This is a genomic window from Arthrobacter sp. B3I4 (assembly GCF_030816855.1).
Classification (GTDB): domain Bacteria; phylum Actinomycetota; class Actinomycetes; order Actinomycetales; family Micrococcaceae; genus Arthrobacter.
Genome location: NZ_JAUSYK010000001.1, coordinates 348892 through 372080, shown reverse-complemented (window position 1 = coordinate 372080; position 23189 = coordinate 348892). Strand labels below are relative to the sequence as shown.

At 67.3% G+C, this 23189-nt stretch carries 21 protein-coding genes; 9 read left to right on the top strand and 12 right to left on the bottom strand.

The features are described from left to right. Positions 1-21: 21 nt before the first annotated feature. Both QFZ61_RS01720 and QFZ61_RS01715 read left to right on the top strand, forming a co-directional pair. Positions 22-321 (top strand): type II toxin-antitoxin system VapB family antitoxin, encoded by a 300-nt coding sequence (locus QFZ61_RS01720; protein ID WP_307032741.1) that lies wholly within the window; start codon positions 22-24, stop codon positions 319-321. Then, positions 314-994: a LytR C-terminal domain-containing protein gene (locus QFZ61_RS01715; protein ID WP_307032739.1), complete on the top strand. Its 681-nt coding sequence runs from the start codon at positions 314-316 to the stop codon at positions 992-994. The genes QFZ61_RS01720 and QFZ61_RS01715 overlap by 8 nt, the downstream gene beginning before the upstream one ends. Positions 995-1034: 40 nt before the next feature. Here QFZ61_RS01715 and QFZ61_RS01710 read toward each other — a convergent pair whose 3' ends face one another. Then, positions 1035-1673, bottom strand: coding sequence for a TetR/AcrR family transcriptional regulator (locus QFZ61_RS01710; protein WP_307032738.1), 639 nt, complete (start codon positions 1671-1673; stop codon positions 1035-1037). A gap of 406 nt (positions 1674-2079) precedes the next feature. Between QFZ61_RS01710 and QFZ61_RS01705 the strand changes: the two genes are divergently transcribed. Further along, the gene (locus QFZ61_RS01705) at positions 2080-3699 is read left to right on the top strand and encodes an MDR family MFS transporter (protein ID WP_307032736.1); all 1620 of its coding nucleotides are present in this window, start codon (positions 2080-2082) and stop codon (positions 3697-3699) included. A gap of 90 nt (positions 3700-3789) precedes the next feature. On the opposite strand, the gene QFZ61_RS01700 is transcribed toward QFZ61_RS01705, so the two are convergent. Next, positions 3790-4500, bottom strand: coding sequence for a DsbA family oxidoreductase (locus QFZ61_RS01700; RefSeq protein ID WP_307032734.1), 711 nt, complete (start codon positions 4498-4500; stop codon positions 3790-3792). 265 nt (positions 4501-4765) lie between these two features. Here QFZ61_RS01700 and QFZ61_RS01695 point away from each other — a divergent pair, with 265 nt between their 5' ends. Beyond that, a complete protein-coding gene (locus tag QFZ61_RS01695) occupies positions 4766-5917 on the top strand; it encodes a CynX/NimT family MFS transporter (protein WP_307037948.1) in 1152 nt (383 codons plus the stop codon). A 295-nt stretch (positions 5918-6212) separates the two neighbouring features. Here the strand turns inward: QFZ61_RS01695 and aceB are convergent, their stop codons facing one another. Then, positions 6213-7871, bottom strand: coding sequence for a malate synthase A (aceB, locus tag QFZ61_RS01690; protein WP_307032731.1), 1659 nt, complete (start codon positions 7869-7871; stop codon positions 6213-6215). 104 nt (positions 7872-7975) lie between these two features. Further along, positions 7976-9292 carry an isocitrate lyase gene (gene aceA / locus QFZ61_RS01685; protein ID WP_307032730.1) on the bottom strand — a complete coding sequence of 439 codons (1317 nt, stop codon included), beginning with the start codon at positions 9290-9292 and terminating at the stop codon, positions 7976-7978. A gap of 169 nt (positions 9293-9461) precedes the next feature. Here aceA and QFZ61_RS01680 point away from each other — a divergent pair, with 169 nt between their 5' ends. Next, complete coding sequence (locus QFZ61_RS01680; protein ID WP_307032728.1) at positions 9462-10946, top strand: helix-turn-helix transcriptional regulator; 1485 nt, start codon at positions 9462-9464, stop codon at positions 10944-10946. Between the two features lie 34 nt (positions 10947-10980). On the opposite strand, the gene QFZ61_RS01675 is transcribed toward QFZ61_RS01680, so the two are convergent. After that, positions 10981-11421, bottom strand: coding sequence for a hypothetical protein (locus QFZ61_RS01675; RefSeq protein ID WP_307032726.1), 441 nt, complete (start codon positions 11419-11421; stop codon positions 10981-10983). A 219-nt stretch (positions 11422-11640) separates the two neighbouring features. Between QFZ61_RS01675 and QFZ61_RS01670 the strand changes: the two genes are divergently transcribed. Further along, a complete protein-coding gene (locus QFZ61_RS01670) occupies positions 11641-13389 on the top strand; it encodes a pyruvate dehydrogenase (protein ID WP_307032724.1) in 1749 nt (582 codons plus the stop codon). 103 nt (positions 13390-13492) lie between these two features. On the opposite strand, the gene QFZ61_RS01665 is transcribed toward QFZ61_RS01670, so the two are convergent. Continuing rightward, positions 13493-14356: a hydroxymethylpyrimidine/phosphomethylpyrimidine kinase gene (locus tag QFZ61_RS01665; RefSeq protein WP_307032722.1), complete on the bottom strand. Its 864-nt coding sequence runs from the start codon at positions 14354-14356 to the stop codon at positions 13493-13495. Positions 14357-14498: 142 nt separating this feature from the next. Between QFZ61_RS01665 and QFZ61_RS01660 the strand changes: the two genes are divergently transcribed. Continuing rightward, positions 14499-15935, top strand: a complete 1437-nt coding sequence (locus tag QFZ61_RS01660) for an MFS transporter (protein ID WP_307032720.1) — start codon at positions 14499-14501, stop codon at positions 15933-15935. Between the two features lie 248 nt (positions 15936-16183). Then, on the top strand, positions 16184-16879 hold the full coding sequence (locus tag QFZ61_RS01655; protein ID WP_307032718.1) for a queuosine precursor transporter: 696 nt from the start codon (positions 16184-16186) through the stop codon (positions 16877-16879). 138 nt (positions 16880-17017) lie between these two features. Here QFZ61_RS01655 and QFZ61_RS01650 read toward each other — a convergent pair whose 3' ends face one another. From QFZ61_RS01650 to QFZ61_RS01625, 6 genes are all read right to left on the bottom strand, one after another. After that, on the bottom strand, positions 17018-17767 hold the full coding sequence (locus tag QFZ61_RS01650) for a dienelactone hydrolase family protein (protein ID WP_307032716.1): 750 nt from the start codon (positions 17765-17767) through the stop codon (positions 17018-17020). A 35-nt stretch (positions 17768-17802) separates the two neighbouring features. Beyond that, positions 17803-19113: a tRNA guanosine(34) transglycosylase Tgt gene (gene tgt, locus QFZ61_RS01645; RefSeq protein ID WP_307032714.1), complete on the bottom strand. Its 1311-nt coding sequence runs from the start codon at positions 19111-19113 to the stop codon at positions 17803-17805. Between the two features lie 33 nt (positions 19114-19146). Then, a complete protein-coding gene (locus tag QFZ61_RS01640) occupies positions 19147-19872 on the bottom strand; it encodes an SRPBCC domain-containing protein (protein WP_307032712.1) in 726 nt (241 codons plus the stop codon). A gap of 131 nt (positions 19873-20003) precedes the next feature. After that, positions 20004-21014, bottom strand: a complete 1011-nt coding sequence (locus QFZ61_RS01635; protein WP_307032710.1) for a DUF6707 family protein — start codon at positions 21012-21014, stop codon at positions 20004-20006. 121 nt (positions 21015-21135) lie between these two features. Then, positions 21136-21675, bottom strand: coding sequence for an NUDIX hydrolase family protein (locus tag QFZ61_RS01630; RefSeq protein ID WP_307032707.1), 540 nt, complete (start codon positions 21673-21675; stop codon positions 21136-21138). Positions 21676-21721: 46 nt separating this feature from the next. Then, positions 21722-22513 carry a VOC family protein gene (locus tag QFZ61_RS01625; RefSeq protein WP_307032705.1) on the bottom strand — a complete coding sequence of 264 codons (792 nt, stop codon included), beginning with the start codon at positions 22511-22513 and terminating at the stop codon, positions 21722-21724. Positions 22514-22555: 42 nt separating this feature from the next. On the opposite strand from QFZ61_RS01625, the gene QFZ61_RS01620 reads away from it, so the two are divergent. Beyond that, a complete protein-coding gene (locus tag QFZ61_RS01620) occupies positions 22556-23167 on the top strand; it encodes a YdeI family protein (RefSeq protein WP_307032703.1) in 612 nt (203 codons plus the stop codon). Positions 23168-23189 lie beyond the last annotated feature (22 nt).

Genomic DNA, 23189 nt, shown 5'->3' with positions numbered 1-23189 from the left:
GATGTTCCCTAGTCTTGCAGGGTGATCTTCAAAGCTGTGGGCGAGGGACGCCCGTACCCCGACCATGGTTTCCACACGCCCAAGGACTGGGCGGCGCTGCCGCCGCGACCGGTCCGGCTGGATGAACTCGTGACCACCAAGCGGACCCTCGACCTCGAGGCGCTGCTGGCTGAGGATTCCACCTTCTTCGGCGACCTTTTTCCGCACGTGGTGGAGTTCCGCGGCGTGCTGTACCTCGAGGACGGCCTGCATCGGGCGGTCCGCACAGCCCTGCACCAGCGCACAGCGATCCACGCCCGCGTGCTGGTGATCAATGGCTAGGAAGCCGAAGGACCCTGCCGTCCTGCACGGTCACCACGTCATCACCGGCACGGACCTGCGCGCCGTCTTTGTGGAGCAAGATGAGCTCGATGGCCGGGCACGGAAGCGGCGGCGCATCCTGCACGGGGTGGTCCTGGGGCTGTTGGTGGCGCTGATCGCCGCCGCCGCCGTGGTGGCCCTGGCCGTCATCAACGGCCAGATCAAGCTCCCGACGCCGAAACCCAGCCAGGCTGCGGTGTCGCAGTGCCCGGACGCCACGTACGACTACGTGCCGCCCGACAAGATCAAACTGAATGTCTACAACTCCACCGGCCGCCCGGGACTGGCCCGGACCGTGGCGGACGAGTTCTTGGCCCGCAAATTTGTTGTGGGCGCCGTGGGCAACGCCCAGTCCGGCTACCGCGGGGTTGCGCTGGTGGTCTCCGGCGCCGCCGGCCAGTCCGCTGCGCTCAGCGTGCAGCGCAACCTGCCTGGGTCGGACTACGTCCAGGACGGCCGCAACGATTCCAGCGTGGACGTCATCCTGACCGGGGATTTCAAGGACCTCACCAAGCCCGGACTCGTGGACCAGACGCCGGGGAAGCTCAGCTGTCCCCGGGAGAGCCGCCGCGAGGTAGAGAACCCCAACTTGCCGGTGGTGCCGACCATCGTGCCGGTCAGCCCGAACCCCTGAGCGGCCGGCGGCCTGCGTCCGCGAGGGCGCGGCAGCGTGGCTATGCGGCCAACCGCAGCGGACGGCCGGCGTCGTCGAACCTGGCCCCGGCGCCGAGCTGGATGAACCGCACGGTGCGGGCAATCCGGGCTTCGGACTCCGCGTCCGCCCCCGCCCCGTCGCCCCGCGCCGCACTTGAGGACAGCGTGCCGTGGATGAGCTGGGCAAGCTCGGCGATGTCGGCTTCCGGGAAGTAGTGTTCGGCCATGCCGTCGCGCAAGATGCCCTGCAGCAGGAGGCTCAGTTCGCCCACATGGTCCGCCAGTTTGGCAAAGGACGCCGGCGAGAGGACTGCCCCCATGGCGGGCCCCGGCGGCAGGTGGCGCCGGCTCAGGTCCGCGACCTGCGCGCGGACATACAAGGCCAGGCGTTCCACCGGATTCTCCAGTGACGCCAGGGCCTCGCGCAGTTCCACCAGGAAGCGCTCCGTCTCGTCGAGGGCGTAGGCGATCAGGAGCTCTTCGATGTCCGCGAAATAGTTGTAGACGGCCGTGCGGCCGATCCTGGCATGCCGCGCGACGTCGGTCATGGTCAGACCGGGCAGCCCGTGGGTGAACAGCAGCTCGCCGAAGGCGGTGAGGATGCGGCGCTGGGTCTCGGCACGTTGGGCGGCGTTACTGACGGCCGAAATCCTGGGCATACGGACACTTTAGCGCGATCTGTCAGCAAGCGAGGGCGGTCGCCGGCCGCCGTCGCTGCCCCCGCCGGGTGCGGCCCGCTACGACACGGTCTGCAGGAAGCCTGCCCTCAATGCTCATGGTTCGCGGGGCGTTCCCGGGGCGTGCTCGTAGCCGTAGGCTTCGCCGTGTTGGGTTTGGGCGTGACCGGGGCGCTCGCCATGGCGGCGCTCACCTGACCGGCGACCTGAGTCTGTACACCGGCGCAACGTTGCTGCGATGCAAGAACTTGCCAGAACCCTTCGAGACCCACCACTCTTGACAGGGCCCGGCGCAGACAAAAAGACTGAGGCCGTTGCTGTGGGCAACCGCCCGCGCCGCATGGCGTACCGCGCCCCGTCACTGTACGCCGCTGACAAAGGATTACCTATGGCCACCCCAGCCGTCCCCACCGCAGGACAGCCCGAACAGAAGCAGCACATCGTCCTGCTGTTTGTCGGGCTGATGCTTTCGATGCTCCTGGCGTCCCTGAACCAGACCGTGCTCAGCACCGCGCTGCCCACCATCGTCGGCGAGCTGCACGGCGTCAACGAGATGCTGTGGGTCATCACCGCCTTCATCCTCGCCTCGACGGTCACCATGCCGATCTACGGCAAGCTCGGTGACCTGATGGGCCGCAAGGCCCTGCTGATGGCGGCCATCCTGCTCTTCATGGCGGGCTCCGTCGTCGGTGCCCTGGCCAACGACATGGGCATGCTGATTGTCGCCCGCGTAATCCAGGGGCTGGGCGGCGGCGGCCTGATGATCCTGTCGCAGGCGGTCATCGCCGACGTCATTCCGGCGCGGGAACGCGGTAAGTACATGGGCATGATGGGCGGCGTCTTCGCGATCGCCTCGGTCGCCGGACCGCTGCTTGGCGGCTGGTTCACCGAAGGCCCGGGCTGGCGCTGGGTGTTCTGGATCAACATCCCGCTGGGGCTGCTGGCCCTTGCCGGCGCCGTTTTCTTCCTGAAGCTGCCCAAGCACAGCGGCAGGCCGCGGCTGGACCTTGGCGGCATGGTGCTGGTTGCCATCGCCACCACGTGCCTGGTGCTGTTTGCCACCTGGGGCGGCAGCAAGTATGAGTGGAACGACCCGATCATTCTGGGCCTGATCGCCGGTGCCGTCGCCAGCGCCGCCGCGTTCGTTTTGGTGGAGAGCCGGACCGCCGAGCCGATCATTCCGCTGCACCTGTTCAAAGACCTCAACTTCAACCTCGCCACGATCGCCGGCCTGCTGATCGGGGTCGCGATGTTCGGCGCCATCGGCTACCTGCCCACGTACCTCCAGATGGCATTCAGCGTCAACGCCACGGAGTCCGGCCTTCTGATGATCCCCATGATGGGCGCCCTGCTGGCGGCCTCGGTGGTCTCGGGCCAGCTGGTCAGCCGCACCGGCCGGTATAAGTGGATGCCGATCGCTGGAGGTGTTCTGGTCGCCGTGGCCCTGGTGCTGCTCTCCACACTTAAACCTGGAGCCCCGTTGTGGGAAATCTGCGCCTACCTCGCCGTGATGGGCCTGGGTCTGGGTCTGAGCATGCAGATCATGGTCCTGATCGTGCAGAACTCCTTCCCGCTGCGCGAAGTCGGCACCGCAACGGCTTCGAACAACTTCTTCCGCCAGATCGGCGCCACTCTGGGTTCCGCCGTCGTTGGCAGCCTTTTCGCGAGCCGGCTGGCCGAACTGCTCACCGAACGGCTCCCGGCTGCGGCACGTGGCGGAGGCGCGCCGGGCGGGTCGAACTCACTGACACCCGCCGTCGTCGGCAAGCTCCCCGCGCCGCTGAAGGAGGCGATCGTGTCCTCCTACAACGACGCCTTGACCCCGATCTTCATCTGGATGGTTCCGCTGGCCCTGGCCGCCGCGCTGCTGATGTGTTTCATCAAGGAAAAGCCGCTGGCCACGGCCGTCGAGCACGACGTGATGGCCGAATCCATCGCGGAGGGCAACATCCTGATCACCGCCGACGACGCCGAAGCCGGTGCCCCCGTAGGCGGCACACGACGGTAACCGCGCCGCCGCGGAGCGCGAACGGACACTGCGGCCCCGCCCGTGGGGGCTTCTTGGGCCGCAGGTGTCCGTTCGGGCCGGGGAGCGGCGTTAGACGGAGCAGCCGTCCGGGCCGCAGGCGGCGCCCGCCGTGTCCGCGGTGCCGGCGTCGACCATCACGAGCGGGCGGCTTTCCTGCCAGGCCTGTTCCAGGGCGGCGCTGAAGGTCTCCGCGGGCTGGGCGCCGGAAATGCCGTACTTGCGGTCGATGACGAAAAACGGCACCCCGCTGACGCCCAGCGCGCGGCCTTCCGCGAAGTCCTGGCGGACGTCCTCGGCGTACTTGTCGGAGCTGAAGAGTTCGTCCAGTTCACCGGCGTCGATCCCGAGATCAAGGCCCAGCGACGTGAGGTACTCGCGGCTGCCGATGTCCCGGCCGTGCTCGAAGTGGCCGCTGAGCAGCCGTTCCTTGGCAGCGTCCTGCTTTCCGTGCGCGGCGGCCAGGTGGATCAGCCGGTGGGCCATGAAGCTGTTGGCGACGACGACGTCGTCGAACCGGTACGCCAGGCCCTCGTCGCCGGCTTGGGCCGCGACGTGTTCAAACATGCCGGCAACCTGGGCCGGATCCATGCCCTTGCGGGTGCTCAGATACTCCAGCTCGGTGCCGTCGTAGTGTTCCGGCAAGGTGGGGTCCAGCTGGAAGCTGCGCCACTGCACCTGTACGTCATCGCGGTGCGGGAAGGCCGCAAGGGCAGTTTCAAAGCGTCGCTTGCCGATATAGCACCAGGGGCAGGCCACGTCGGACCAGATCTCAATCTTCATGCCGGCAATAACCGAGAACGTTGCCGGGTCATTCCCGGCGGTCCGACGGCCTCGTGCGCTGACACGGCCCCGGGCGGGCCGCGGCCACGGTCGGGCCGGTGCCGGGCCTTGATGAAGCGTTGTTCCCCCAAGTTGCGTGGGGCGCCAGCGGGCGCAGGCGCCGCGTGATAGCAATGAGACTGATGAAAACATATAACAGCCCACCCGCTAGGCTGCGGACGACGAGGTGAGCGCATTGGCCAAGAACCCCCGCGCCTGGCTGATAATGGTGGCAATCGGACTCATCGCGTTGAACATGCGGGGCCCGTTCGTCGCCGTCGCGCCCGTGGTGGGCAGCATGCGGCAGGACCTGGGCTTCTCCCCGGTTGAAATCGGCTTCCTGACCGGCATCCCCGTGCTTTGCTTCGCGCTCGCGGCGCCGCTGGCCTCGCTCGCGGGCCGCAAGCTGGGCCCCGAGTTCGCCATCATGCTCACCCTCCTTGGAGTGGTGGTCGGCGTCGTTGTCCGCTCCGCGGGCGGGGGAGGCCTGGTGATGCTGGGCACCGTGATCCTCGGGGTCGCCATCACCATCGGCAACATCGTGGTCCCGCTGATCATCCGGCGTGACTTCAGCCCCGCCAAGCAGGGTGCAGCCATGGGAACCTACACCGCAGCGCTGAACGTCGGGTCCTTCCTCACCTCCATGATCACGGCACCGCTGGCAGAGCTGCTCGGCTGGCGCCCCGCGATAGCGGCATCCGCCCTGTTCGCGGTCGCAGCGGCGGCCGTGTGGGTGCTCGCCGTCGGCAGCCGCTCCTACCGGCCCGAGCCGATCCCGGGGGCAGACCCGACCCGGACGGCCGGAGCCCCGGCGTCCCGGTGGATCACCGTGGCCCTGACCGCCGGGTTCGCCGGCCAGGCGTTCTCCTACTACGGGGTGACCGCCTGGCTGCCGAGCCTGCTGGCCGATGAACTGGGTCTCGCCCCCTCCGCGGCCGGTGCCGGGTCCTCGCTGTTCCAGATCCTGGCCATAGCGGGCAGCCTTGGTGTGCCGCTGGTGGCGCGCTTTACCAGCACGACGGCGGTCAGCTTCGTCCTGGGGGCGCTGTGGCTCACCGTGCCGCTCGGACTGCTGCTGGCGCCCGAGCTGTGGTGGCTGTGGTCATCCTTCGGCGGCGTGGCGCAGGGCGGCGGCATCACGCTGATCTTCATCGCCATCATCCGGCTGGCCCGGGACCAGACCTCGGCAGGGCGGATGTCCGCCGTCGTCCAAGGTGCCGGCTACTGCTTCGGCGCCGCCGCGCCCACCCTGCTGGGCTTCGTGCACGGCGTCTCCGACTCCTGGACCGGGCCGTTGCTGATGATTCTGGGATCGGTCGCCATGTTTATCCTGGGCTGCGCACTCTCCCTGCGCCACGTTCCGAAGGCCGCGCACTAGGCGTATTTCCCACAGCCCGGGCCGCAGCGGCGCCGCGCTGAACCGTACGCGCGCCGCAGTGGAGCAGAGGCTGCCGGACGCGCCGAGGTGACAGTTAAGGCCCATGTTCAGGGGGAACATGGGCCTTAACTGCCACCTCGACGCCGTTGTCGAGTCTGGGGAGGGGTTCCGTTGCCGGGCTGCCGCCCCGGATCTCGGGGAGCCTGTTGCGAAGGGCGTGGCAGCCCGGCGGACGGAATTCTGAACGGGCTTGGGCCGGGCACCACTGGGGTGCCCGGCCGTCAGCCGGACGGGATTAGACGCACACCAGATCCGCGCCGCTGACCTCGTTGCCGTCGCGGGCTTCGTGCAGGAAGCGGTCGTAGGCGGGAAGGGTCAGGAAGGCCGGGAACTCGTTGCTGAGCGTGACCTCCTCGAAGATGTCCCGCGCGTCGGCGAAACGGTCTCCTTCGAAGCGCTCCAGCTTGGCGAACTCCTCATCCAGCATGTCCTCGACCCATTCGCGGGTAATCACATCGCCGGCGTCCGTGATGGCCCGGGAGAAGATCCACTGCCACAGCTGTGAGCGGGAGATTTCCGCGGTGGCGGCATCCTCCATCAGGTTGTGGATGGCCACCGCGCCGTTGCCGCGCAACCAGGACTCGATGTAGCGGATGCCGACCTCGATGTTGTTCCGGACGCCCTGCTCGGTGATCGTGCCTGTGGTGGAGGCAATGTCGATCAGCGCACGGTCATCCGGCGTGACGTCCTCGCGAAGGCGGTCCAGCTGGTTCGGACGGTCGCCGAGGACGCCGTCGAACACCTCGCGGCACACCGGCACCAGGTCCGGGTGCGCCACCCAGGAGCCGTCGAAACCGTCGCCGGCCTCCCGGGTCTTGTCGGCACGGACTTTTTCGAAGGCGACGGCGTTGGCTTCCTCGTCCTTGCGGTTGGGGACTGCCGCGGCCATGCCGCCGATCGCCATGGCGCCGCGCTTGTGGCAGGCGCGCACGAGCTGTTCGGTGTAGGCGCGCATGAACGGCTGCGTCATGGTGACCTGGCCGCGGTCCGGCAGGACGAAGCGCGGGCCGCGGGTGCGGAAGTTCTTGATCAGCGAGAAGATGTAGTCCCAGCGGCCGGCGTTCAGGCCGGCGGCGTGCTCTCGCAGTTCGTAGAGGATCTCCTCCATCTCGAACGCGGCGGTGATGGTTTCGATCAGCACGGTGGCGCGGATGGTGCCCTGCGGGATGCCGAGCAGGTCCTGGGCCAGGACGAAGATGTCGTTCCACAGCCGGGCCTCGAGGTGGTTCTCGATTTTCGGCAGGTAGAAGTACGGGCCCTTGCCCTGTGCGATCAACCGGCGGGCGTTGTGGAAGAAGTACAGCCCGAAGTCGACGATGCCGCCGGCCACCGGAGTGCCGTCGATGAGCATGTGCTTCTCGGGCAGGTGCCAGCCACGGGGACGGACGACGATCGTGGGCAGGTCCTCCGCGGCGCGGAGCTTGTACTCCTTGCCCTCCGGGGAGGTGAAGTCGATCCGGCGCTCCAGCGCGTCGGTGAGGTTCAGCTGGCCCTGGATGACGTTGCGCCACGACGGGGTGGAGGAGTCTTCCATGTCGGCGAGCCAGACCTTGGCGCCGGAGTTCAGCGCGTTGATGGTCATCTTCTTGTCCACGGGGCCGGTGATTTCCACGCGGCGGTCTTCCAGGCCCGGAGCAGGGGGAGCCACCCGCCACTGCGGATCGTTGCGGACGGACTCGGTCTCCGGGAGGAACCGGGGGTCCTGGCCCTTGCTGATCTGCTGCCGGCGTTCCTGCCGGGACCGCAGCAGTTCCTGCCGGCGCTCCGCCGTCGCGCGGTGCAGCTTGGCAACGAAAGCCAGCGCGTCCGGAGTAAGAACCTCGCTCTGCCGGCAAATCGGTTGTGCGGTCAACGTAACCCCGTTGATAGTGAAATTGTCAGTGAAGCTGTTCATGGGAGTTGCTCCTTAAATGTCCGCTGTTGCCTATCACTTGTGGTCTCCAAGGGAGGCCGTTGGGGACCAAAAGTGATAGAGCAACGGGCGGGAAAGGCGAAAGGTTAGTGGAACTGGCCTTCTTCGGTGGATCCCACCAGGGCCAGGGTGGATGCGTTCGGGTTGAGCGCGGTGGCGATGTCGTCGAAGTAGCCGGTGCCGACTTCGCGCTGGTGCTTCGTGGCGGTGTAGCCGCGTGCCTCGGAGGCGAATTCCTTCTCCTGCAGCTCAACGTAGGCGCTCATGCCTTCCCGGGCGTAGCCGTGGGCGAGGTCGAACATAGAGTAGTTCAGGGCGTGGAAACCGGCCAGGGTGATGAACTGGAAGGTGAAGCCCATGGCGCCGAGTTCGCGCTGGAACTTCGCGATCGTGGCGTCGTCGAGGTGCTTGCGCCAGTTGAACGACGGCGAGCAGTTGTAGGAGAGCATCTGGTCCGGGAACTCGGCCTTGACGGCTTCGGCGAACTTGCGGGCCAGTTCGAGGTCCGGGGTACCGGTCTCCATCCAGATCAGGTCCGAGTACGGGGCGTAGGCCTTGGCACGGGCGATGCACGGTTCGATCCCGTTGCGGACCTTGTAGAAGCCTTCAGCGGTGCGCTCGCCGGTGATGAATTCCTGATCGCGCTCGTCGACGTCGGAGGTGATCAGGGTGGCTGCCTCGGCGTCGGTGCGGGCGATGATGACCGACGGGGTGCCGGCGACGTCGGCCGCGAGGCGGGCGGCGTTGAGGGTGCGGACGTGCTGCTGGGTGGGGATCAGCACCTTGCCGCCGAGGTGGCCGCACTTCTTTTCCGAAGCGAGCTGGTCTTCCCAGTGCACGCCGGCGGCGCCGGCCTGGATCATGGACTTCATCAGCTCGTAGGCGTTCAGCGGGCCGCCGAAGCCAGCCTCGGCGTCGGCGACGATCGGCACCATCCAGTCCTCGACGGTCTGGATGCCCTCGGAGAACTCGATCTGGTCGGCGCGGAGCAGGGCGTTGTTGATGCGGCGGACCACGGTGGGAACCGAGTTGGCCGGGTAGAGCGACTGGTCCGGGTAGGTGTGGCCGGAGTTGTTGGCGTCGGCGGCGACCTGCCAGCCGGACAGGTAGATGGCGCGCAGGCCGGCCTTGACCTGCTGCACGGCCTGGTTGCCGGTGAGGGCGCCGAGAGCGTTGGTGTACTTGCCTTCCTTGTGCTCCTCGGTCAGCTGCTTCCACAGCTTCTCGGAACCCCGGCGGGCCAGCGTGTGTTCCTCGGAGACCCGGCCGCGAAGGCGGACGACGTCGGAGGCGTTGTAGTCCCGAGTGACACCTTCCCAGCGCGGGCTGGCAGCCCACTCGAGCTCCAGGGCGGCGGCCTGCTCTGCGGGCGTCTGCTGGGTGGGCTCAAATGCTGCGGTCATTGCTGATCTCCTTTGGTGGCCCGGGCCGGCGGGGACGCCTCTTCGCGGGGTCCCGCCGGATGATCCGGAGCGGTGAATGTTTCTGTGAGATCTACTTTTCTGGACTTTCAAGGGGGTTTCTAGAGGAAATGTCTGGAAAGAAATGCAGTTCTTCCCGTATTCTCAATAAATGCATCCGAGCAGCTGGAACCGACAGACCGCGACGCCCTCCCTCCCGGCCGAACCCGAGGTCGACGTCATCAGCATGGGCCGCCGGGTCCGACATCTGCGCAAGGCGGCCGGCCTGACGCTCGATGATCTGAGTGCCGCCGTCGGGACCGCGCCGAGCCAGCTGAGCTTGATCGAAAACGGCAAGCGCGAACCCAAACTTGGGCTGCTGCAGCAGCTCGCCGCGGCGCTGGGCGTCAGCATTGATGAGCTGCTCGGCGCCGAACCGCCGAACCGCCGCGCGGCCCTGGAAATCGAGTTGGAACGGTACCAGCGCAGCCCGATTTACGAGTCCCTGAACCTGCCAAAGATCCGCATCAGTTCGCGGCTGCCGATGGATGTGCTTGAGTCCATGGTGGGGCTGCAGCATGAGCTGGAACGCCGGCTGAATGAACAGGTCGCCACTCCCGAGGAAGCCCGCCGCGCCAACGGTGAACTGCGGGCCATGATGCGGGAGCGGAACAACTACTTCCCCGAGTACGAGGCCGAGGCGCAGAAGGTCCTCGCGTCGGTGGGCCACACGTCCGGCCCGCTTTCCCACCACGTCATCGCGGACATCGCCGGGCACCTCGGTTTCAGCCTGCACCACGTGGGCGATTTGCCGCATTCCACCCGTTCGGTGACGGACCTGAAGAACCGCCGAATTTATCTCACGCAGAACGCCCGCAGTGACCACGACCCACGGTCGGTGCTGCTGCAAGCCCTGGGACACTATGTTCTGGGACACCAGACGCCCACCAATTACGGCGACTTCCTGATGCAGCGGGTCGCCACAAACTACTTTGCCGCTGCGCTGCTGCTGCCCGAACAGGCCACCGTGGAATTCCTGCAGAAGGCCAAACAGGCCAAGGAAATCGCGGTGGAGGACATCCGGGACGCCTTCGCGGTGTCCTATGAGACCGCCGCGCACCGCTTCACCAACCTCGCCACCCAGCACCTGGACTTGCGCACGCACTTCCAGAAGACGCACAAGAGCGGCATCATCTACAAGGCCTACGAAAACGACGGCGTGACGTTCCCGCAGGACCACACCGGCGCCATCGAGGGCCAGCCGTCCTGCAAGAACTGGACCTCCCGGGTGGTCTTCGACGTGCCGGACAAGTTCAGCGCCTACAACCAATACACGGACACGCCGGCCGGGACCTACTGGTGCACCGCCCGGACGGAGCGCTCCGCGAACGGCGAATTCTCGCTCTCCGTGGGGGTGCCCTACGCACAGGTGAAGTGGTTCCGCGGCCGGGACACCACGGAGCGGTCCAAGTCGACGTGCCCGGACGAGAGCTGCTGCAAGCGGCCGCCTGTCGCCCTGGCTTCCGAATGGGCCGGCAACGCGTGGCCCTCGGCCCGCGCGCACTCGCACCTGCTGGCAGCCATGCCGCCCGGCGCCTTCCCCGGCGTGGACGAGACCGAGGTCTATTCCTTCCTGCAGGCCCACTCCGGCAGCTGACCCTCACGGGGCGCAGGTCCCGTGCGCGGTTGCTCTACGGCGAAATGTTCTCCTGGAACACCCCTCGATGCAGGACGCGGAGCAAATTCCGGTAGCGTTCCTCGCCGCCGGACCAGCGGCCCGTGTGCCGCAGAAAGTGCACATATTCAAAAAGGCAGGCGCAGAAAAAGGAGCCAACGGCGGCATCACGTTTGTTGAGCTCCTCGACTATTGCGGCTATCGGTCCGGGGTCCATTGCGGTCACGGGGGCGCCGCCTGAGAATTCGGCGTAAACCGGGAAGAACGCGGTCAGCAGTATCAGGACGGAAAGTTCTGGCACGGCCCCGTGTTCGCGATGCCAGGGCACGAGTGCGACCAGTGAACCCATTTCCTGATCTCGGTGCAACGCGACGGAAACGGGCCTGACGTGGGGCTTCCCGGCCCGGCGCACGGGGGCGCTTTGACGCGCTGGCTGACGGCGGGATTTCTTGGCCAAAATCGATCCTTTCGGTTCGAACAGCAATCGATTGACTACCTATGAAAACGCTACGAGCGGGGAACCCGGGGCCTCAACGGCGGCCAGCCGTATGTGGAAAAAGGGCCTCGCCGCTCCATCCCAGAACGCGGTTGCTCCCCAACTTGGAACCGCCGCCAAGGCGGGCCGACTAGTGTGGCCAGTGTCAGCTCATCGATCAACCATGCGGGAGCGTGCACTATGGCCAAGGAATTAGCCACCCAGCTTGTCGAACAACTCCAGGCTGCCGGTGTGCAGCGGATCTACGGGATCGTCGGCGACAGCCTTAACCCCATCGTTGACGCCGTCCGGAAAACCGGAGGCGCCATCAAGGGCGGCATCGACTGGATCCACGTCCGGCATGAGGAGGCCGCGGCGTTCGCCGCCGCCGCCGAAGCCCAGCTGACCGGCAGGCTCGCCGTCTGCGCCGGCTCCTGCGGCCCGGGCAACCTGCACCTGATCAACGGCCTCTACGACGCGAACCGTTCCGGCGCCCCGGTGCTGGCCATCGCCTCGCATATCCCCAGCAAGCAGATCGGTAGCAGCTTCTTCCAGGAAACCCACCCCGACCGGCTCTTCAACGAATGCTCGGTCTACTCCGAACTGGTCAGCACCGCCGAACAGGCGCCCCGCGTGATGCACAGCGCCATCCAGCACGCCGTCGCGCTCCGCGGCGTCGCCGTCGTGACCCTTCCCGGTGACATCGCCGGCCTGGAGGTGGCCGCCGAGACCCCGGCTCCGGCGGCCTTTCGGCCCGCCGTGCTGGTGCCCGCCCCCGAAAGCGTGCAGGAACTCGCCGACGCCATCAACGACGCCGGGAAGGTCGCCATCTTTGCCGGCGCCGGCGTCGAGGGGGCGCACGATGAGGTCATTGCCCTGGCCGAAACAGTCAACGCGCCGATCGGGCACTCGCTCCGCGGCAAGGACTTCATGCAGTACGACAACCCGTACGACATCGGCATGACCGGCCTGCTGGGCTACGGCGCCGCGGCGGAGGGGATCGAGGACGCTGACCTGCTGATCCTGCTCGGTACGGACTTCCCCTACGATCAGTTCCTACCCGGGACGCGCACCGCGCAGGTGGACCGCGCGGCGCAGAACCTGGGCCGCAGGACCGACGTCGACGTCGCCGTGCACGGGGACGTGCTGCCGACCCTGGCTGCCCTGCTGCCGTTGCTGAAGCCGAAGAAGAGCCGCCGCTTCCTGGACGCGATGCTCAAGAAGCACGACCGGCTGATGAACAAGGCCGTCGGCGCGTATACCCGCAAGGTTGAGAAGACGACGCCGATCCACCCTGAGTATGCAGCGTCGCTGCTGGACCAGGTGGCGGCTGAGGACGCGATCTTCACCGCTGACACGGGCATGTGCAACGTCTGGACCGCCCGGTATATCAACCCACTGGGCACCCGGCGGCTGATCGGTTCCTACCTGCACGGCTCCATGGCCAATGCACTGCCGCATGCCATCGGCGCGCAGCTGGCCTACCCGGGACGGCAGGTGGTGTCGGTATCCGGCGACGGCGGCCTGTCAATGCTGCTGGGGGATCTGATCACGGTCGCGGCGCACCGGCTTCCGGTCAAGGTGGTGGTCTTCAACAACTCGACGTTGGGCATGGTGAAGCTTGAGATGCTGGTGGACGGGTTGCCCGACTTCGGCGTGGACGTCCCGGACGCGAACTACGCAGCGGTGGCCCGGGCCCTGGGCTTCCACGCCGTCCGGGTCACCGACCCGTCACGCATCGAGGCAGCGTACCGGGAGGCGTTTGCGCATCCCGGCCCGGCGCTGGTGGAGCTGATGACGGACCCGCAGGCGCTCTCCCTGCCGCCGAAGATCAAGGGCGCCCAGGTTCTGGGCTTCGCGACGGCCATGTCGAAGGTGGTGCTGAACCGTGGCGCCGGCGAGGCCGTGAGCATGGCTAGGAGCAACATGCGGAACATCCCACGGCGCTAGTCCCGCCCCGCATTATGTGGGGGAGTTGCCGGACGTGAGGGAGCGTCAGCGGACGTGAGGGAGCGCCCGCGCCCGGAGGGAGCGCCCTGGGGATGGGTGAGGTTTAGCGCGGGCCGCCCTGCCAGAGGGCGTCGAACGGGGCTCCCGAGGCCACACGGTTGCGGATGCCGGCGGTGACGAAGTCCTTCGCGGTGCGGGCGGCCTCCAGCGGCGTCGCGCCCTTGGCCAGCTCGGCGGTTACAGCCGCCGCCAGCGAGCAGCCGGCACCGGAGACCGCAACCTCGCCTACCTTCGGGGCGGACAGGACCTCCAGCGTCTCGCCGTCGTAGTAGACGTCGACGGCGTCCGGGCCGGCCAGCCGGACCCCGCCCTTAGCGAGCACGGCAGCGCCGCTGAGCTCATGGATCCGGACGGCCGCGGCCTTGAGCGACTCGACGTCGGTGATTTCCAGCCCGGAGAGCGACTCGGACTCGAAGTGGTTGGGTGTGACGAAGGTGGCCAACGGCAGGATCTGGGCCTTGAGCGCCTGGTCGGTGTCCAGCGCATGGCCCGGTTCCTGCCCCTTGCAGATCAGCACCGGATCCAGCACGACGTTCCGGAACGCAGACTCGGCCAGCGCCGACGCCACAGTGGAAATGGTTGCGGGGCTGCCCAGCATCCCGATCTTCACCGTGTCCAGCACGGACGGTGCGCCGGACGCGGCACCGTACGCCGCCGTCGTTGCCTCCAACTGGTCCGCGATGACCTGCTGGTCCACCGGAACGAAACGGTGGTTCCAGTTGTCTTTCGGATCGAAGGAGACGATGCAGGTGAGGTTGACGATGCCGAAGACGCCCAGCTCCTGGAACGTCTTCAGGTCCGCCTGCGCTCCGGCACCGCCGGTCGCCTCGGAGCCTGCGATGGTCAGGGCCACGGCGGGGTAGGGGTTCGCGTCGGAGGTCACGTTGTCCACGGCGTAAGAAGTCATGTGCCTATCCTGCCACCCCGGGAAAGCCGCCCGGATGGCGTCCGTGACCAATATGACCAAAACCCAAGTGCTCTGGATCACCGAGACTAAGGTGGCGGACGGTGTTGCTTGCTTGCGGCGCCGGATCCAGGAAGGTTCATTGATGAGCACCCAGCTGTCCGAAGCGGCACAGACCAGACGAGCCGTCGGCAATATCCTCAAAGGATCTGCCGGCAACCTCGTGGAGTGGTACGACCTCTACGTCTACACAGTATTCGCGGCGTATTTCCAGTCGCACTTCTTCAATTCCAAGGACGACCTGCAGGCGGGGCTCGAAGCGATGGCCGTCTTCTCGACGTCGTTCCTGATGCGCCCGATCGGTGCCTGGTTCTTCGGCCGCTACGCCGACCGCAAGGGCCGCAAAGCGGCGCTGACGCTGAGCGTGACGATGATGTCCGCCGGTTCGTTCGCGATCGCTGTCCTGCCCACCCAGCAGCAGATCGGCCTGTGGGCCCTGATCCTGCTGGTCCTGATCCGCGTGATCCAAGGTTTCTCCGTCGGCGGCGAGTACGGCACCAGCGCCACCTACATGTCCGAGGCAGCGACCAGCAAGCGCCGCGGCTTCTTCTCCAGCTTCCAGTACGTCACGCTGATCGGCGGCCAAATGTTGGCCCTGCTGGTCCTGGTCGTCCTGCAGAACGTGATGCCGAAGTCGGACCTGGGCGAGTGGGGCTGGCGCATTCCGTTCGCCATCGGCGGCGTCGCGGCCCTCGTGGTGCTGTGGCTGCGCCGGTCGATGGAAGAAACCGTCTCGGCCGAACAAATCGAAGCCGCCAAGGCTCCGGCCGTTTCCGGCCAGGCCCAGCCCGGCACCATGAAGCTGCTGTTCACCAGCTACTGGAAGCCGCTGCTGATTTGCATCGGCATCACCCTCGGCGGCACAGTCGCGTTCTACACGTACACCAACTTCATCCTGAAGTTCATGAATGACACTTCCGGTATCGCCAAGACCGACACCTCGGTGATCAACTTCTGGGCGCTGTTCATCTTCATGCTGCTCCAGCCGGTCTACGGCATCATCTCCGACAAGGTGGGCCGCAAGCCGCTGCTGCTCTGGTTCGGCATCACCGGCGTGCTCTTCACCTGGCCGCTGCTCTCCGCGCTGGCCGGCACCAAAGACCCGTTCACGGCGTTCCTGCTGATGATGGGCGGCCTGCTGATCGTCGGCGGCTACACCTCGATCAACGCCCTCGTGAAGGCCGAGTTGTTCCCCGCCTCCATCCGTGCCCTCGGCGTCGGGCTCGGCTACGCGATCGCGAACTCGCTCTTCGGCGGCACGGTTCCGCTGATCGGCGCGGCGCTGCAGAAGGAAGGCCGCGAGGACCTGTTCTTCACCTACGTCACGGTCGCCATTGCGATCTCGCTGGTGGTGTACATCTTCGCGCTGAAGAACAAAAAGTCCACCCACCTGGACCACGAGCAGGGCCACGCCTGGCACCCGGTATCCGCCGGTGCGGGCGCTGGCGTCGCCGCCGGCGAGGGCGGCGACGGCCGGGGTGAGGACGACGGCCGGGACCTTGTGGACGCCACGCGCCGCTAAGCGGCGCAGGACGGACGACGGCGGGCTGCCGGCTCGGGGACTTCGGTTCCGGAGCCGGCGGCCCGCCGTCGTCGTTAACGTCGGGGGCGTGCCGTTCCCGCGGGCGGGGTCCGGGGTGGATCGCGCGGGTGCGAGAATGGAGAGGCTCCCGGCGCGTTCCGCCGGAGCCCTCAGTGCTAATACAGCCGGCCAACCGGGGCCAAGAACTGTCCCGGCCCGCCGAGCGAACCACTACGAATGGATTCCTCATGACTTCCGCCAAGACCGTCCCCGCTGCTGCCCCGCCAAAGTTCGCGTCCATCGGCTCGCCGTACTTCGGCATCATGCTGGCTGTGATGGCCGTGGTGCTGATCCTGTCCAACATCGGAGCGTCCAAGGGTGTGGCGATCGGCCCGATCATTACCGACGGCGGATTCTTCCTCTTCCCGCTGGCCTACATCCTGGGCGACGTCATCAGCGAGGTGTACGGCTTCAAGGTGGCGCGGAAGGCCATTATGACCAGCTTCGCGCTATCCGTGTTCGCGTCCCTGAGCTACTGGATCATCATCGCCCTCCCCGGCTTCGACGACGAGTACGGGGCCGCCAAGCAGTCGGCGCTGGAGGGCGCGCTCGGGCCGGTCCCGCAGATCGTGCTCGCGTCGCTGCTGGCTTTCTTCGCCGGCCAGACGATCAACTCCTGGATCCTCGTCAAGATGAAGGCCCGGACCGGGGAGAAGTCGCTGTGGGCGCGCCTGATGGGCTCCTCCGGCGTGGGCGAGTTCGTCGATACGCTGATCTTCTGCAGCATCGCCGCCTCCGTGATCGGAATCAGCGACGCCGGGATGTTCGTGAACTATGTCCTGGTGGGTTTCGTCTATAAAACCTTGGTGGAGTTCGCGTTTGTGCCGCTGACCTCGCTCGTCATCGGCTGGGTTAAGAAGTGCGAACCCAGCTACGGCGTGTAGCCCCGCTTCGCCGGTTACAGCACGGTTCCGGCGCCCGGGCTCGCGGGTTCCGGCCCCGCTCGCTGCTTGCAAACGTCGAGCCGGGACGAAACCCGCGAGCAGCACGGCGCGGCTGGCCGGAAGCAACGGGCCGGTGGGTCAGGCCTTGAGGGTGGAGTCGAGGAGTTCGCGGAGCTCGCGGAAGTGGCGTTCGGTGGCCTCCGGGTGGAACGCCGAGGTGTCCGCCATCGAGTAGCCGTGCGGGGCGCCGTCGTAAACCTCATTGGAAGCCTTCAGGCCCGCAGCGTCCAGCGCCTCGCCCAGCCGGGCGACGGCGTCGGGGCCCATGCTCCGGTCGTGGTCGGCGTGGCCGAACACGAACCTGGCGCGGGCATCGCCGAGCGCCAGATGGGGGCTGTCGGGTTCGTCGGTGGCGAGCCCGCCGCCGTGGAACCCGCCGCAGGCCGCGACAGCCTCGGGGTGGGCGGTGGCGGTGCGGACCGCGAGCCGCGCGCCCATGCAGTACCCGGTGACGCCGACGGGGCCGTCCGCGACGCCGTCGAGATCACGAAGATCACGCAGCCAGGCGTCGATGTCCGGCAGCGCCTTGTCGCTGGTGAGCCGCCCGACGCGGGGGAACGCTGCGGCGCCGGCTGCCTCACGGCCCTCCGTCGTGCTCATGTCCCCGGCCGGTGCCAGTTCCGCTGCCGTTCCCTCGCGGTAGAAGACGTTGGGGGCCAGGACCACGTACCCCCAGTCCGCGATCCGCTGCGCCATCTCCTGGATGCGCGGGCGGAGGCCGAAGGCGTCCATGTAGAAGATGACGCCCGGGAACGGGCCCTCGCCGGTCGTGGGGCGGGCTATCAGGGCCTCGGCTGTGCCGTCAGCGGCAGGAATCTCGATGAACATCCGGTCAGGATAGCCGACGCACCTAGGAGCACTACTCAGGAGTAGTACCGAGCGAGGGTCTCGTCCTTGAACTCAAAGAAGGTGCCGGCTTCGATGGCGAGGCGGGCGTCGTCGACCATCTTCACCACGAAACGCTCGTTGTGGATTGAGATGAGGGTGGCCGAGACCATTTCCTTCGCCTTGAACAGGTGGTGGATGTAGGCACGGGAGTAGTTCTGGCAGGCGTAGCAATCGCAGCCTTCCTGCAGCGGGCCAAAGTCACGCTTGTACTTGGCGCCGGAGAGGTTGTACCGCCCGGTGGGGTGGTAAAACGCCGAGTTCCGGGCCACCCGGGTGGGGGAGACACAATCGAAAGTGTCCGCGCCGTTTTCAATCGCGGTGAAGATGTCGTCCGGTTCGGAGATACCCAGCAGGTGCCGCGGTTTGTTCTCCGGGAGTTCCTCGTTGCACCAGCGCACGATCGTGCCCAGGTTCTCCTTCTCCAGCGCTCCACCAATGCCGAAGCCGTCGAAGTTCATTGCACCCAGGTCCCGGCAGGCCTTGCGGCGGAGATCCTCGTACTGGGCGCCCTGGATCACGCCGAACAACGCCTGGTACGGCTTGCCGGTGCGCTCGTCGGTCAACCGGAAGTGCTCGGTGATGCAGCGTTCGGCCCAGCGCCGGGTGCGTTCCAGGGACTCCTCCTGGTAGCCGCGGGAATTCTGCAGGGTCGTCAGCTCGTCGAAGGCGAACATGATGTCCGCGCCGATCTTGTGCTGGACGTTCATCGAGATCTCGGGGCTGAAGCGGTGGCGGTCGCCGTTGAGGTGGCTCTTGAACCACACGCCCTCCTCGTCCACGTGGGCCAGGCGTTCCTTGCCGGGCGCGACGGCGTCGTCCGGCCCCGAATGGTCCACCGATTTCATGTCGATGACCTTCTTGAAGCCGGAGCCCAGGCTCATCACCTGGAAGCCGCCGGAGTCGGTGAACGTGGGTCCCCGCCAGTTCATGAAGGCACCCAGGCCGCCGGCCTCGTCCAGTACGTCGGCGCCCGGCTGCAGGTACAGGTGGTAGGCATTGGCGAGCACGGCCTGCGCCCCCAGCTCGGCGACAGACTCAGGCAACACCGACTTGACGGTGGCCTTGGTCCCCACCGCGATGAACGCGGGCGTCTGGATCTCACCGTGCGGGGTGGTGATGGTACCGGTCCGGCCCAGGAACTCCCCGCCGTTCTGCGCCACCCGCTGTGCCGACGGCGCGCAGGTTTCGTTCAGGCGTTTGCCCACCCGGAAGGAAAACTCGGATTGCCGGGCGGGCGGCAGGGTGGCCGCCGTGGGCAAAGACGTGGGTTCAGGATTCGCTGGCACCGTTCAAGTGTGCCAGCTAACACGGCTCAACCCTTAGTGCAGCGGCTCGGATGTGGGGTAGTTCTCAGCCCGCCAGTGGTCCCAGGAGCTGCGGATCGTCTCCAGCTGCTGGGCGCCGAGGCCGTAGGTGGAGATGATGGCCAGGGAGCCGCCATGTGGCCGGGCCTCGGCGATGGCAGGCTGGTCCGCGACGATCACCAGGCCGTCGCCGTGTTCGGCGTAAGTGTGGACGGTCAGGCCCACCTGATGGTTGCTGCGGAACCAGACCTTGCCGGAGATTTCCTCTCCGGTGGCGAGGGTGAGGTCATACGGTTCCCCCGCCGCCGGAACGTCGGCGAGGCCCAGCTTGTCGATGGCCGAGCCTTCGGTGCCGGGCACGGAAAAGAAGAACGTCCGGCGTTTGCCGTGCGGGTGCCGTTCCAGGGCGAAGCGGAGCTGGTGCAGGAAAGTGAGCCAGCCCTGGGTGATGTCTTCATCCCAGGCGGCCCACTCCGAGTCGTGGTCCACCGCGGCGCGCGTCACGCTAACCTCAGTGCCGGTGGGCACGGGCTTCAGTGTGAAAATATCGCCGCCGTCGACCACCAGGGAGGTATGGTCCGCGCTCTCGACCACATTCGGACTGAAGTAGATCGCGTTGATCTCCGCCGCCTGGTCCTCGGCGTCCCAGCCATGCCACTGGGCCACCTTCGCCGGCTCGCGCAGCATGGTCCAGACTTGTTGCGCGTCGGAGTTGACCACCACGCTCAGGTTGTTCGTCATGGGGCGAATTTACTCTGCCCGGCCACGGCGGGGTAGGGCCAAGTGCCCGGCAGGGCCGCAACCGGCGCCCGCAAGGGCCGTAGCCGGCGCCGGGGGAGAACCTGCGTCACACCCTGCAGGTCACCCGCAGGTCAGCGCCGGACGGACTCGAGTTCGTTTGCGATCCGGCGCTCCAGCTCTGCGCCGCCGATGGTCTGCGAACCGCCATGGGCGCGGAGGAAAAGGAGCGCCTCCAGCCGCAGCAGCCGCCACTCCCGCTCGGCGTCGGAGTTGGAATTGTCGATTGCGCGGAAGATTTCCTTGTCGTACAGGTTCGGCTCGTTGAGCGAGCGCTGACGCACCTTCGCGTTGATCCTGGCCTTGAAGGGGTCCGTCTCCATGGCATCCGGTGCCCGCAAGAACTTCTCGTAGACGGCGGCGCGGTCTTCTTCCCTGCGCTGGCGGCAGATGTAGCTGGACAGGGCAAGCGACGCTTCGACCGAGGCCCAGCGGCCCGGGTTTCCGTCGAAAGGAAGCACGTTGAGCAGATCCGCGACGGCGAGGGCATGGTCGGCGTCATCGAGGACGACAAACAGTTCGTGGGCCAAGTCGCTGAGGTCCTTGAGGCAGCTGCCGGACTTGGTGTTGATGCCTTTAGTGAGCCGGTCGCTGAGCAGCAGCACGCCGGCTGCATCGGGGTGCGCCCCGGCCGCGGCCTCCACCACCGACTCCGGGGTACCCTCCGCGGCGGGGATGAGGGCAAGGTCGGCTTCGCTGGGTCCGCTGGCCGCCGGCGGCGCCGAGGGCGGGGGAGGAACGACGACGGCGGGTGCTGCCGGCGCGCTGGGGTCCCCGGCGGGCACGGAAGACGCACGCTCCGCGCCGCCGTCGTCCGGCGTACCGGCGGAAGGCTCCGATGCATCGGCCGGGAATTCGCTATCCGCGTCCCGGATCAGGACCACGGAGCCCGCCGCAATCCGCAGCACACCGCCGCCGGTGAGGGTTGCCCGCACCAGCGCGGGGGTTCCGAAGTCGTCGTTGTCGATATCTACGCGCTGGATTTCGGCGGTGCGCGTCGCGTCAGGCAGGAGTAGCAGATCCCCGGTCCGCAGTGATCCCGCCTGCCGTTCGCTGTAGTTCAGGGAAGCTGTGGGGTGGGTCATCTGGAGTCCTTAAAGTCTTTTCGGTCCGCCCACCAGTCTACAAAGACAGGTGCGCCAAGTCGGGGACGCCGGGCGGCCCGGGGCGTCCCCGCGCGGCCCGGTCGCTCCGGTGCTGCGATGCCTAATGGCCCACTCCGGCGTACGCCAGGGCCTGGCGGATCAAGGCACCGCGGCCGCCGCTGAACTCCAGTTGCACGTCCGAGCCCATCACCTCGTCGGGCGTCATCCAGGTCAGTTCCAGCGCGTCCTGCCGAGGGGAGCAGTCCCCGGTGACGGGGATGACGTAGGCCAGCGCCACGGCGTGCTGGCGGTCGTCGGTGAAGCCGGTGTGCGACGGCGAGGGGAAGTATTCGGCCACCGTGAAGGGGACCGGGCTGATCGGCAGCTGCGGAAAAGCGAGCGGGCCGAGGTCCTTTTCCATGTGGCGCAGCAGAGCGGCACGGATGGTCTCGCGGTAGAGCACCCGGCCGGAAACCAGGGACCGGATCATGGTCCCGTCCTCGTCAGCCTGGAGCAGTGTGCCGACCTCATTCACAAACCCGAGCGGATCCAGCCGGACCGGCACGGCCTCGACGTAGACCATGGGTAGCCGGCCCCGCGCTTCGAACAGATCCTCTTCGGAGAGCCAGCCGGGATTGGGGTCGGGGGTGCGAACGTTCATGGTTAAGTTCTACCCCATTCGGGTACGGCGGGCGTGGTTCACCGGCTCAGCCCGCCGTCGGAGCCGCGGAGATCCAAAGGGTCCGGGGGCTGGCGGCGCCGCCAGCGTCCGGGTTGCCCACGTGCAGCAGCGGCACGGGGCCGTCCTCCAGCAGCGCTGCCTCGTGCCCGGCCTCGGCGAGCCGCTGCCGCAGCCCGTCAAGGTTCCCGGCGTATTCGAAGCCAAGGCCGGCGCTGCCGGTTCCTGATGCGGCGCCGGCAGCGGCACCGACCATCAGGATGCCGCCGTTTTTTGCGGTGAACGTCTCGGTTTCCTCCCCGTACGTGTCGGCATCGTCCGCGCCGGGTACCGGTCGGGGCTGCGCGCCGATGTCACGCAGGGCCCTCGTCGCGGCCGCCGGGTCCTGCGCGAACCAGATGCCGACGACGGCGAGGGCCGGTTCCGCCTCTGCCGCCGTCGCCCAGCTGCCGTCGGACGCGCGCGTGGCGGGGTCGGCCAGGAAGGTGAACCCGTCCGGCGCGGTGATCCGGCACGAGGGGCCGTGCTCCGCGTCGATGAGCTCCGCGGCGGTACCGGCGGTGCCCGGGGTGGCGGTCTGGGCGCCGGCTTCGCTGGTCCGGCGGGCAAACTCGGCCAGGTCGCCGACCTCGACCCCGAAAGCTGTGGTCCCGTCCTCGGGGGCGCCTTGCTCGGAAAAGTGCAGCGCCAGCCGTCCCGCGCCGGCGTCGAACTCCCGCCAGGTGGCCTCGTCGACGGTCTTGACCATGCCCAGATCGGTCAGCAGACGGTCCCACTGGTCCAGATGGGAGGTGAAATGGATGGGGCGGACACGCAACATGGGGGTCTCCCTCGTGGCTGGGGCTGGGAGCACAATGGTGCCATGGCTGCTGAGCTGAGGGAACTGCTGGTGAAAGACGCTGCGGAATGGCGCGCCTGGCTGGAAGCGCATCACGCGGAGAGCCCCGGAGTGTGGCTGGTGCTGCACAAGAAGGGCGGCTCGGTGACGGAACTCGATTACGAGGCAGCACTGCAGGAGGCGCTGTGCTTCGGCTGGATCGACGGCCAGGGAAGGCGCCGGGACGAGGAGACCTCCTATCAGCGGATGACCCGCCGCGGGCCGAAAAGTGTCTGGTCGGCCCGGAATGTGGAGCGCATCGGCCGGCTTGAGGCCGCCGGCCGGATGGCACCTGCCGGACAGGCCGCCGTCGAAAGCGCTAAAGCGGACGGCCGGTGGGAGGCCGCTTACTCCGGGCAGGCGGACGCGGAAGTTCCGGCCGACCTCGCGGCGGCCATCGTCGCCGAGCCGCGGGCGCAGGCGATGTTCGAGGTCCTGAGTTCGGTGAACCGGTACGCGCTGATCTACCGGACCAACGCCGTCAAGCAGGCCGCCACACGGGAGCGGAAAATCGCCGGTTTCGTGGACATGCTCGCCCGCTACGAGACGCCGCATCCACAAAAGAGAAAGCCCAGACCTCCAGCGGACTCCCAGTAAGCGTTCCGGTTCCGGACAGTTA